General features: G+C 44.8%; 9 protein-coding genes. 4 read left to right on the top strand and 5 right to left on the bottom strand.

Features of this window, described 5'->3' with window-relative positions; genetic code table 11:
* Positions 1-1,038: 1,038 nt before the first annotated feature.
* Complete coding sequence (locus tag VE944_RS26010) at positions 1,039-1,257, top strand: DUF4327 family protein (RefSeq protein WP_012407469.1); 219 nt, start codon at positions 1,039-1,041, stop codon at positions 1,255-1,257.
* A gap of 99 nt (positions 1,258-1,356) precedes the next feature.
* On the opposite strand, the gene VE944_RS26005 is transcribed toward VE944_RS26010, so the two are convergent.
* Both VE944_RS26005 and VE944_RS26000 read right to left on the bottom strand, forming a co-directional pair.
* Positions 1,357-2,622 (bottom strand): protein kinase domain-containing protein, encoded by a 1,266-nt coding sequence (locus tag VE944_RS26005; protein ID WP_324983961.1) that lies wholly within the window; start codon positions 2,620-2,622, stop codon positions 1,357-1,359.
* Between the two features lie 113 nt (positions 2,623-2,735).
* On the bottom strand, positions 2,736-4,730 hold the full coding sequence (locus VE944_RS26000; RefSeq protein WP_324983958.1) for a serine/threonine phosphatase: 1,995 nt from the start codon (positions 4,728-4,730) through the stop codon (positions 2,736-2,738).
* A 577-nt stretch (positions 4,731-5,307) separates the two neighbouring features.
* On the opposite strand from VE944_RS26000, the gene VE944_RS25995 reads away from it, so the two are divergent.
* Positions 5,308-6,507 (top strand): aminotransferase-like domain-containing protein, encoded by a 1,200-nt coding sequence (locus VE944_RS25995; protein ID WP_324983955.1) that lies wholly within the window; start codon positions 5,308-5,310, stop codon positions 6,505-6,507.
* A 172-nt stretch (positions 6,508-6,679) separates the two neighbouring features.
* Here VE944_RS25995 and VE944_RS25990 read toward each other — a convergent pair whose 3' ends face one another.
* The 3 genes from VE944_RS25990 to VE944_RS25980 all read right to left on the bottom strand — a co-directional run bounded on the left by VE944_RS25990 (position 6,680) and on the right by VE944_RS25980 (position 8,909).
* Positions 6,680-7,306: a J domain-containing protein gene (locus VE944_RS25990; RefSeq protein WP_324983953.1), complete on the bottom strand. Its 627-nt coding sequence runs from the start codon at positions 7,304-7,306 to the stop codon at positions 6,680-6,682.
* Between the two features lie 238 nt (positions 7,307-7,544).
* Positions 7,545-8,156 (bottom strand): ATP-dependent Clp protease proteolytic subunit, encoded by a 612-nt coding sequence (locus VE944_RS25985; protein ID WP_100901456.1) that lies wholly within the window; start codon positions 8,154-8,156, stop codon positions 7,545-7,547.
* A 90-nt stretch (positions 8,157-8,246) separates the two neighbouring features.
* Complete coding sequence (locus VE944_RS25980; protein WP_094342544.1) at positions 8,247-8,909, bottom strand: ATP-dependent Clp protease proteolytic subunit; 663 nt, start codon at positions 8,907-8,909, stop codon at positions 8,247-8,249.
* A 242-nt stretch (positions 8,910-9,151) separates the two neighbouring features.
* Between VE944_RS25980 and VE944_RS25975 the strand changes: the two genes are divergently transcribed.
* Both VE944_RS25975 and VE944_RS25970 read left to right on the top strand, forming a co-directional pair.
* Entirely contained in the window at positions 9,152-10,408 is a 1,257-nt protein-coding gene (locus VE944_RS25975; protein ID WP_324983946.1) for a vWA domain-containing protein, read from the top strand.
* Positions 10,405-11,340, top strand: a 936-nt coding sequence (locus VE944_RS25970) for a vWA domain-containing protein (protein WP_324983943.1), incomplete at its 3' end; no start/stop codon positions are given. The genes VE944_RS25975 and VE944_RS25970, both read left to right, overlap by 4 nt.

The following is an 11,340-nucleotide window of genomic DNA, read 5'->3' as shown; positions in this document are numbered from 1 at the left end:
TGCCTCTGAACTAGCCATGCCTCACACACTTGCTGCGGTAAATACTTAAGTATCAGCAAGCCTCCTGCTATGAGGATGCCCATCTGCCCAACAGAAACTAACATCTTCGCTAAAAATTTTTTACACAAACTTCAAATGCTGATTCTGAAGACGAGAGAACCTTATGGTAAGCCTATGCTGTACCGACAATTTTGCCATGCGTAGTTTACCGCCGTAGGCATCGCTCTCCAGGTCTTATTCACTGGGCGAAAAATTAAGATTATATAAAGATTTGCGATGATTCAGCCTAAAGTTAGATGTTTGCGATATTGTAAATAACGTTTAAATAAATAGAAACAGTAGATATTTCTACTCAATTGCAAATTTCCCTGTCAGTCAAAAACTTTCAAACTAGCCCGTGTCCTATAGTTCTTCAACAAGCACACATATTTTTCGTGATTCAACAAAATAAAATTTTCCCAGTCGTCCTCAGTCACACTACATAGTGCAACTTCCCAGACGACTAATTATTTTGCTCACCGTCCACAATAGATATCTTACAAAAGGTACTGTTGCACTCTAGCGGTTAAAGGTTACAAGGAAAAAGAAGACGGCGAAAGGTTAAAGGAAAAACGGGAAACAGAAACATCTCTCAATACGGTTCGGTTAGCTTGTTTACTTTGCGAAGATCCCCCCAACCCCCCTTACAAAGAGGGGCTAATTTCCTCCTTTACCCCCTTAAAAAGAGGGTCGCCACAGGCGGCGGGATCTTATCCGAACCGTATTGAAACATCCTTCATCCCTTAACCCTTCCCTCTGCACCTCTGCCCAGGTTCTGCAAAAAGTTGAAGGACTACTTGGTGAATTTAGAGTTTTGTGGTGGTAATTACCGTACAAAAGCGAATTTACCAGTAATTTAGTAGAGTTTGTTATGGTATAGTTAAAAAGTTAAGACTAGCTTTACCAAAATTACACCACTCTACGATCCGGCAACAATTGCAGAATGGAAAGCAGTTTTAATTAAGTATTTACCAACAAAATCTGAATTCAATCGAGGTTATGACTCAGCAAGTGATTCACCCAATGGTGAAATTGCAGCGCAACGTGCAATCACTCATAGAATCGAACATTATCAAGCCAAGCGATAGCATCTGGAAAATCGCTTTGCTCTACGGTAATGAATGGCAACACTGGAAACAGGAACTGCTTGACTTTGGCTTTAGTATGCAAGACCCAGTTAGTGAATTGCTAGCTGTAGAGACTTGGGATGAGGAATAGGGGATAGGGAGTAGGGAATAGGGAATAGGGAGTAGGGAATAGGAATTTTTAATATTCACCACTCTCCATTCACCACTCACCACCCCCACTCCCCACTCTCTAAACTTGGCAACCAGCTAACGCCGCAGCTAATTCCTTTGCAGTTTGATAGCGATCGCGTGGTAATGGTTCTGTAACGCGATCAATTACATCTCTTAACTGGGAACTAATGGTGGGAACTTTTGCCACATCAAACTTGAAGTTCCGCCCTCTTTGGCGGTAATACTTGAAAGGGTTTTCGCCTGTGAGTAGAAAAATCACCGTTGGCCCAATTGCATACAAATCAGATTGAGTCAAAGGTTGTCCTCGTTCTTGCTCAGGAGCGCAGTAACCTTCTGCACCAATACGAGTACCGGGCGCTGTGCCAATTTCTTTAACAGCGCCAAAATCTAGCACCACTATGCGATTTAGTGAACTTCGCACCATTAAGTTAGCGGGTTTAATGTCGCGGTGAATCAGTGGAGGCACTTGGCTATGAAGATATTCTAAAATATCGCAGGTTTGGATCATCCAAGCGATCGCTTGGTTTGGCGTAACTGGCCCAGTAGTATAGACACGTCTCTCTAAATCTTGTCCGTGGATTAGTTCCATTGCCAAGTATTTTTTTCCGTCTTCTACAAAGAAGTCGTAATACTTGGGAATTCCCGGATGGTTAAGGGATTTGAGAGTATACGCCTCACGCTCAAATAATTCTTGAGCTTTGGCAATTTTTACCATATCAGCATTCATTTGCTTCAAGACCAGCAATTGTGGCATACCCGCAACTTGACCAGCCGCATCCCAAGCGAGATAAGTAGTACCCATCCCTCCTTGCCCGAGAGTTCGCAACACCTGATAATGGCGAATTTTCTGTTGTACTGAGAGAGGTTGGCCGCAGTGGATGCAAAAGAGATTGTTTGGGGAGTTGCCTTCATGGGTGCAAGTGTATCTACCTTGGGCTGAGTTGAGTGTTGCAACGGCGTTTTCTTCTGTTTCTTGCAGTTGTTGCGATCGCACACCAGTTTCCAGTACTGTTACATCCTGAATTTGGAATTTCAGTATTGGGCCTCCCTGTGCCAGTTGCAACAATGAATTATCTGGTAAGGGACTCTGAATCACAAGGACACCGTTGAGGAAAGTCCCATTGGTACCCTGACTAATCAGCCGCCAACCACCGCCATTGTCGGCATCGTGTCTCAGTTCTAGATGATGCCGCGAAACTAAACTATCAGTTAAAACAACATGATTATCTACCGCTCGACCAATCCGAATTATGGAAGAGTTCTCAAAGCACCACTGCTGGAGGGGCGTTTTCTGTTGCGGTTCTAACAAAGTCAGACTAACCACAATACAACCTAAAAGGTAAGAGGGAGTGGGGAGTGGGGAGTAGGGAGTGGGGAAGTAGGGATTAGGAAAATTATTTCCCAGTCCTCATGCCCCATTCGCCACCCCCCATTTTTTTAACTTTCCAGATTTGGGCGTACTTTTGCTCGAATAAGTATACCAGTAATATTGTCGTGACCATTGTGTTGGTTCGCCAAATCAATTAAGTCTGTAACGCCCTGTTCTAAGTTAACGCCAGAACTAAGTAAGGGTTCTAAATGAGTCTGCCAATGGGTTTCTATTAAATCATTATCTGATAGACCGTCCGATACCAACAGCAGAAGAGTATCTTCATTGATCTCAAAAAAACCCACATCGGGATTAATCGAGTTTTGGTCACGAGGCCCCAAAGCTTGTGTGAGTTGGTAGGCATCCGGGCGGGCGTAAGCTATGCTTGCTTCCACTCCGCGTGTAATTTCCCGTTGCCCAACTTCGTGATCTACTGTGACTTGTTCTAGTCCCCGCTTGCGCGTCAGCCGATAGAGACGGCTATCTCCCACATGAGCAACTGCTACTTGAGTATCTTGAATTAAGAGCATTACCAGAGTTGTACCCATGCGCCCAACTCCAGAACGGGCATCTTGTTGATTGAGCTTGTAAATCGCCTCATTAGCTAAAAACACTGCCTCACGAATGCTATCTTCTGTTGGCAGTTGGTTAGTAATCCAGTGTTCTTGAAAGTATTGCCGTAGGGTGTCGACTCCTAACTTACTGGCTATCTCGCCACCAGCGTGTCCACCCATACCATCACAGAGAATATACAAACCATGCCCTTCTAAGACTCGACTTTTGGGCAACTCCAGCTTTTGAATTTTGGTTTCAATGCCAAAGTAGTCTTCATTATGATGACGTTGACGCCCTACATCTGTGCGTCCTGCATCTTCTAAGCTACTTAACTGCATCGCCAGCACAACAGTTGGCATATCATCAATTTTGCTAATGATATTTTCTGGCTCATCTGATTGCGGGATAATTGGCACAGCAGTATTTTTCTCCTTTATTGGGGGTAAAGTTGCGGTTCCTAGTGCTTCCAGTTCAATAGAGATTTCCTCCAAACGCGATCGCAATTGTGCCATCGTCTGAATCTTACCTAGCTCTAAATCCCCCAACATCTGGACTACAGGGCCAAATTGAGTGCGTTGAGATTGCCTAAATAGCGCTTGCCAAACTCGCCCCAAAGCTTGAATGGTTAACGGTTGCTCTGGAATAGCAGATGTTTCGCTTTCGGCATCTTCTGGCGACTCGGTGACAGGCAAAGAATTGGATAATTCCACATACAACCTTTGTAGCGCCAGCGTTTGGTCTTCATCCAATCGCAAATTCGACAAATCTAAAAGGCTTTGACAACAACCTACTGGTTCCAATAATGCCCAAAGTTGGGTCATTTCATAACACCAGTGTAAAATTTTTAACGAACTCGTTGTTTCTTCTTGCCATAAATCGAGTAAAAGCTGCCAATGTGAGCGATCTTCGATTATGACTATCTGCATATTTCCCTGCTGCCATGCATCGTGAATCGGCGGTATCCCCGGCTGACCTTGGTATTGTAATGCAATATAAAGTTTAGCAAGGTGAGGAATTCCACTTGCTTCCACTGATGGCGCTAGCAAATCCGATTGTTGACTTGCTAGTATTGCCTCAATAGGTGATATTTGATACGGCTGGCAGTCTAGAACTCTCACCCCTACATCAGTAATGGTGGAAGTTTCCGTTTGAGCAGGTAGCGGATCTAACAATTGATAGCGCTCTTGGGAGTCTAAATAGGAGCCTGGTGCAATCTGAGAACTAGCAGATAGAGAAGATGAAGAAGATATTGCTTCCTCATTTTCCTCATCTCCCTTTTCTGCCACATCCTCCTCTACTCCCAAAGCTTTCGCAGTCGTTTCCTTAGCAATAATTGCCCAAAACACTGTTCCACATTCCGTGCCACAGTTATGACAACGTAGTGCATTCACAGGTACATCATCGGTACTGCATTCAAGACAGACCTTGTGGGTCAGGGACATGCCACAGCTTTGACAGAATTTATTACTATTGGGATTTTCAAATTTACACTGAGGGCAAATCAGCATAGTGGAAGTTCCTTTATTCCCGCTCCAAGGTGCTTCTAGCCACTAAGATCCAAGGTGCCACAACTGGCTGTCCCTGACTACAGTAGACCTATAAGAGATTGTAGTTTATCAATGAATTTTGGTGGCAGTATTAATTGTGACGCATATTAGATAAATATTTAATATATTGGCTGGTAATTGCTTATAAATGGGGAGTTGGGAGTTGGGAGTCGGGAGTGGGGGAAGCAGGGGGAATAGCGGGAGATGAGGGAGAAATCAATTCAAAATTTAAAATTAAAGAACTTCTGCCCCCTGCACCCTGCCCCTCTGCCTCTTTTCAATGCCCAAGAATCTGGCAATTGCGGAGGGTCAATATTCACGATACTCATCATCATGTTATAAGGAAGAATACATCCGTCGGCAGGCAGAATCCACCATAAATTCTGGGCGATTAACGAAAGTTTAAGACCCTCACTTTCTTGAAAAGTGATGCTCGTTCCGACACTGCGCTAACAGATTGAAGGCTTCCTCCAATCTGACTTTTCGCTAATTGTCTTCTTGTGTGTTCTCTATTCTGACTTCCAATTTTGAACTTCTTATGGCTGCCACTACCCCTGCTTACCGAATTGCTGATTTGTTCGCCGAACGGGCTAGAAACATCGCACCACCAACCTATAGTACAGAGTTAACCAAAATTCCTACTGTCAGCTTTACCTACGGTCTAGCTGACCCAATTCTTTTTCCTCACGCTCACTTGGCTGCTGCAAGTGCTGCTGTGCTCGCAGAAGAGGCTCCGCTCGCTCTCAATTACGGCCCACCTTCAGCTCAACTATACGAGCAAATTATCCTCCGCTTGCAGGCTAAAGGAATCACTACCGATCGCGATCGCCTGATCATTGGCTATGGTTCTGGCCAGATTCTGGGCTTGCTACCAGATGTGTTTATCGAACCTGGTGATGTAGTAATTGTGGAAGGGCCAACCTTCCTGGGAGTAGTTGTTAGATTTGTCCAAGCTGGCGCACGTATAATTACCATTCCTGTGGATGAGTTGGGCATGGATGTAGATGCCTTAGAAGTAACTTTGAGCGACTTGAAAAAGCAGGGCATCCGGCCCCGGTTTATTTACACCATCCCCACCTTTCACGATCCCACAGGCACTACTATGCCATTATTTCGCCGTCAAAAACTGGTAGCATTAGCGGCTGAATATGGCGTGCTGGTGGTAGAAGACGATGCTTATAGCGATTTGCGCTTCCAAGGAGAAACTGTGCCCTCCCTGGCAACCCTCGACAAGGAGGGGTGGGTATTATATGTGAGTACCTTCTCGAAAATTATTGCGCCTGGTATCCGCCTGGGATGGGCTTGTGGCGATCCAGCGATTATTGAGCGGCTAGCAATGTTCAAAAGTGAGGGGCCTGTGGGGCCATTTGTCAGTCATGTGGTCGCCCGCTATTGTGCCACAGGCAAATTAGATAATCACATTCAGGAGTTAATTGCCTGCTACAAGCATAAGTGCAATTTGTTGTTAGAAGCGATCGCTCAAGAGTTTCCCAGTGATGTAGTTGCAAAGCGTCCCGATGGCGGCTTCTTCGTTTGGTGTAAATTGCCCTCAGACATTAGCGCCAAAGCACTCCTAATGGCTGCCAGTGAATACGGTGTCAGTTTTCTACCAGGAACTCGCTGCTACACTAATGGACAGGGGGATGATGCTATCAGGTTAGCTTTTAGCTTTCAGCCAACTCAGAAGATTGTTGAGGGAATCGCTACATTAGGAGCAGTATTGCGCCGATGGCGGTAATTTGTAATTCGTAATTCGTAATTCGTAATTCCTACCTCGTTCCCACTCTGAGACTGGGAATGCTCTTTGGGAGGCTCCCGCCTCCCGTCTCACTGGCAGCAACCCAATGAAGACCATTTCCTTATTAGAACCTGGAAACGAGATTTTGATTTTTAATAAATTTTGTCAATATTTAAAAAATTTGTTCTAATCGTTGGAAATCGCGCTGCACTTCATACCAGAGACTTTTATTATGGGGGTCTGTTTTGAGAGCTTTTTTGAGATAAATTCTGGCTTTGAGCAGCTGGTTTTGGGAAATTAGCGCCCGTCCCCAAATTTGATAGGCGATCGCTAGCCATTGACGAACTTCTGCATCTGTTGACAAACGATCTGCTAAAGCTTCCGCCAGGGCGATCGCTTGCGGAAATCGTCTTTCTTGCAAAAATCGCTGCAATTGCTCATAAGTCTTCCACTTCAGCCGTTCTTCTATTTCCAACACATTAGGCGGCTTTGGTTTCCCTGGTTCTTGGCTTGTCACCGTTGTTGTCGGTGTTTTCTGCCTATGCGTTGCCTTAGCGTCATCACGCATACCAGATGTTGACACCTGAGTTGAATATGCCACAGTTTCCTCTGGCAGTACCACCGTCAGCAGGAGTTTATACGCCTCTGTCAACGCAATAAACTTATCTTTGGCTTTGTTGTCATCTGGGTTGATATCGGGATGATATTGCTGCGCCAATCGTCGGTAAGACGCTTTGATGTCAGCAAAAGAAGCTCCCGATCTTAAACCTAGTAAACGGTAGCAATCTCCAAGATCCATCTTGAGCTATGAGCTATCGAATATCCAGCAAGAGGCTATAAGCTATCTGCTTTACGCCTGAACTATTAATAATAAGGGCTAATCTACTATTTTTAAGTTCAATGTTGACAGTTTGTTTAAAGAAGGGGAGTGGGGAGTGGGGAATCGGGAGTGGGGAGTCAAGAGTTAGGAGTTTTTAACTCTCCCCCTGCTTCCCCTGCTTCCCCTGCTTCCCCTGCTTCCTCATCCCCCCTACTCCCTATTCCCCTGTTACTATCGAGGTTCGTTCTTCAATCACACGGTCAATTAAACCGTATTGTTTTGCTTCTTCGGCAGACATGAAAAAGTCACGATCCATATCTTTTTCAATCTTCTCTATGGTCTGACCGGTTTTATCGGCATAAATGCCATTGAGCTGGTGACGAATCCGCAGAATTTCTCTAGCTTCAATTTCGATATCGCTTGCTTGTCCACGGGTACCACCTGAAGGCTGGTGAATCATAATTCGTGAGTGAGGCAATGCTAGCCGTTTGCCTTTGGTGCCAGCAGCCAGCAAGAAAGACCCCATTGAAGCTGCTAAACCGACGCAAATAGTCACTACATCTGATTTGATATGTTGCATGGTATCAAAAATAGCCATGCCAGATGTAACCATCCCACCTGGGGAATTGATGTATATATAAATATCTTTACCTGGATCATCTGAGTCCAGATACAGCATTACAGCAATAATCTGATTGGCAATTTCATCATCAATATCTCGCCCCAAGAATATAATCCGTTCCCGGTAAAGGCGATCGTAAATGCTAATCCAATCTGTATATTGTCCTCCGGGCATCCGGTAAGGAACTTTAGGAACGCCTATAGGCATAATTTACTCCGTTCTTAATAATTTGCGGACGATAGGAGAGTTAGGAGTGAGAAGTTTTCAATAACTCATAACTCATAACTCCTAACTAAATTAAAGGACACTGGCAGGGAGTGGGGGATTGGCGAGTTCTTCTTTCTCAAAAACTCGGTCAATCAACCCGTATTCCTTCGCTTCATAGGGTGTTAAATATAACAACCTATCCATGTCTTTAGCAATTTTTTCTGGAGGCTGTCCAGTGGTGCGATGTAAGATATCAACTAACGCCCCTTTATTTACCAAAACTTCCCTGGCGCGAATTTGAATATCCGTTGCTTGACCTTGGGCGTAGCTCTTGGGCTGATGCAGGATAATCGAGGAGTGAGGCAAACTAGCGCGGCAACCTTTTGTACCAGCACTGAGTAGCATCGCTGCCATACCCATCGCGGAACCGACGCAGATGGTGTGGATAGGAGGTTTGATATATTTCATGGTGTCAAAGATGGCGAAGGCTTCGGTTTCAAAGCCAATGGGTTCGCCACTGTAACCGGAAGTGCCGGTGGAGTTGATATAGATTTTAATCGGTTTTTCGGGGTCGTCAGATTGCAAAAACAGCAATTCGGCCACGATTAATTCCGTGACAGCAGGCACCAGAGGCATCCCAATATAGACAATTCGCTCCTTCAATAAGAGGGAAGGTAAATCTGGCGGTGGTGTCCGGTAAGAGCTATCGCCGTAATATGGGGCTTGAACAGCTTTGATTGGGGAAATGTCCATAGCAACTGATCGCCTGAAACTATGCCGTTAACTGTAATACATCCTAGCGCGATGCCAGCCTTCCTCAAGGTGCGGATTTCTCCCTAATGCTCAAGGTGGCTTCGCATCTGCCAATGCTTGGCTTCTAAGATATTCTGATTATATTAGTGTATTTGTGTTAGATAGGTTTTCCGTAGAGCTAAAGTGGTGCTTTGAAGTTATTTTTTAATATGTATGTATATCCTGAATAGGGACTTTGAGTTATGAAGGTTAATTTGCAGCCTGCCTTGAATGATGGTAATTTGGACGCAAATCAACTGAACAGTCAACGTCAGTTGGGAATTTCGATTTCGGCGAAGGCAGAAAATCAAGACCGCCATGTACCTCTGAATTTATGCTTAATTCTCGATCATAGTGGTTCGATGAACGGGCGATCGCTAGAAACGGTCAAAAAAGCAGCGAATCGTCTGGTAGATAGACTCAACCCTGGCGATCGCCTCAGTGTTGTAGTTTTTGATCACCGTGCCAAAGTTTTAATACCTAGTCAAAGTGTCCAAGATCCAGAGAAAATTAAACAGCAAATTAATCGCCTAGCCGCCGATGGTGGAACTGCGATTGACGAAGGACTACGCTTAGGCATTGAGGAGTTGGCAAAGGGTAAAAAAGATACTGTTTCGCAAGCCTTCTTATTAACCGACGGTGAAAATGAACACGGTGATAATAATCGCTGTTTAAAATTCGCTCAATTAGCTGCTAGCTATAATTTGACTTTAAATACTTTGGGATTTGGTGACAATTGGAACCAGGATGTTTTAGAAAAAATTGCTGATGCTGGCTTAGGTACTTTATCTTATATTCAAAAACCCGAACAGGCAGCCGAAGAGTTTAATCGCCTGTTTAGCCGTATTCAAACTGTGGGATTGACTAATGCTTATCTGTTATTCTCCCTGATGCCCAATGTCCGGTTAGCGGAACTCAAACCCATCGCCCAAGTCTCCCCAGATACAATTGAGTTACCACTGCAACAAGAAGCTGATGGACGTTTCGCTGTGCGGTTGGGAGATTTAATGAAAGATGCAGAACGGGTAATCTTAGCTAATATTTATTTGGGACAATTGCCAACAGGTGAACAAGCGATCGCTAATGTGCAAGTCCGCTACGATGATCCAGCCGCCAATAAGGTAGGTTTAGTTACACCAAATATCCCCGTTTACGCCCATGTAGTCAAAAATTACCAAGCAGACCCGAATCCCCAGGTGCAACATTCTATTTTAGCATTAGCTAAGTATCGCCAAACCCAGCTAGCCGAGACGAAATTGCAACAGGGCGATCGCTCTGGTGCGGCGACAATGTTACAAACGGCTGCGAAAACTGCACTGCAAATGGGAGATACTGGGGCGGCGACGGTGTTGCAAACTTCTGCCACCCAGCTACAATCTGGTGGAGATTTATCCGAAAGCGATCGCAAGAAAACCCGGATTGTCTCTAAAACAGTTTTGCAAGATAATCCTCCTCAATGAAAGTTAAATTGCTCTCGGCGTTAAATGACAATAATGTTGATATGGCTCAAACAAGTAGCCAACGTCAACTAGCAATGACGATTTTTGCCATCGCTGATGAGTTTGACCAAAATCTGCCCCTCAATCTCTGCTTGATTTTGGATAGAAGTGGTTCCATGCATGGACAACCAATTAAAACGGTGATCCAGGCGGTGGAAGGATTAATAGATCGGTTGAAAGTTGGCGATCGCATCTCAGTTGTGGCTTTTTCCGGTACTGCGGAAGTCATTATCCCTAATCAAGCGATTGAAGACCCCGAAAGCATCAAATCTCAAATAAAAAGCAAACTGACTGCTAGCGGTGGCACTGCGATCGCTGATGGTTTGGAATTGGGAATTACAGAACTGATGAAGGGTACAAGAGGCGCTGTTTCCCAGGCGTTTCTGCTGACAGATGGGCATGGTGAAAGTGGTTTGCGGATTTGGAAGTGGGATATTGGGCGAGATGACAACAAGCGCTGTCTTCAACTCGCGCAAAAAGCTGCCAAGCTGAACCTAACTATCAACACTTTCGGATTTGGCAATAGCTGGAATCAGGATTTACTGGAAAAAATTGCCGATGTCGGTGGTGGAACTTTAGCGCATATTGAACGCCCTGAACAAGCTGTGGAGCAATTTAGCCGACTGTTTGGGCGGATTCAGTCGATTGGGTTAACTAATGCCTACCTGCTGTTATCTTTAGTGCCCAATGTGCGATTAGCAGAATTGAAACCCATTGCCCAAGTTGCCCCAGACACAATTGAGTTACCAGTGGAACCCGAAGTTGATGGTAGCTTTGCTGTCCGTTTGGGAGATTTGATGCAGGATGTAGAACGGGTAGTTTTGGCGAACATTTATCTGGGACAATTGCCAGAAGGTAAACAAGCGATCGCTCATCTGCAAATTCGTTATGAT

Source organism: Nostoc sp. (assembly GCF_035638895.1).
Lineage (GTDB): Bacteria > Cyanobacteriota > Cyanobacteriia > Cyanobacteriales > Nostocaceae > Nostoc.
Note: the sequence above shows the minus strand (reverse complement) of the source record. Positions and strands in the feature narration are given on the sequence as shown.

Excerpts from the sequence above, each read along its gene's own strand:
- VE944_RS25980 (WP_094342544.1), bottom strand. The coding sequence starts at position 8,909 with ATGGACATTTCCCCAATCAAAGCTGTTCAAGCCCCATATTACGGCGAT.
- VE944_RS25975 (WP_324983946.1), top strand. The coding sequence starts at position 9,152 with ATGAAGGTTAATTTGCAGCCTGCCTTGAATGATGGTAATTTGGACGCA.
- VE944_RS26000 (WP_324983958.1), bottom strand. The coding sequence starts at position 4,730 with ATGCTGATTTGCCCTCAGTGTAAATTTGAAAATCCCAATAGTAATAAA.
- VE944_RS25995 (WP_324983955.1), top strand. The coding sequence starts at position 5,308 with ATGGCTGCCACTACCCCTGCTTACCGAATTGCTGATTTGTTCGCCGAA.
- VE944_RS25990 (WP_324983953.1), bottom strand. The coding sequence starts at position 7,306 with ATGGATCTTGGAGATTGCTACCGTTTACTAGGTTTAAGATCGGGAGCT.
- VE944_RS25985 (WP_100901456.1), bottom strand. The coding sequence starts at position 8,156 with ATGCCTATAGGCGTTCCTAAAGTTCCTTACCGGATGCCCGGAGGACAA.
- VE944_RS26010 (WP_012407469.1), top strand. The coding sequence starts at position 1,039 with ATGACTCAGCAAGTGATTCACCCAATGGTGAAATTGCAGCGCAACGTG.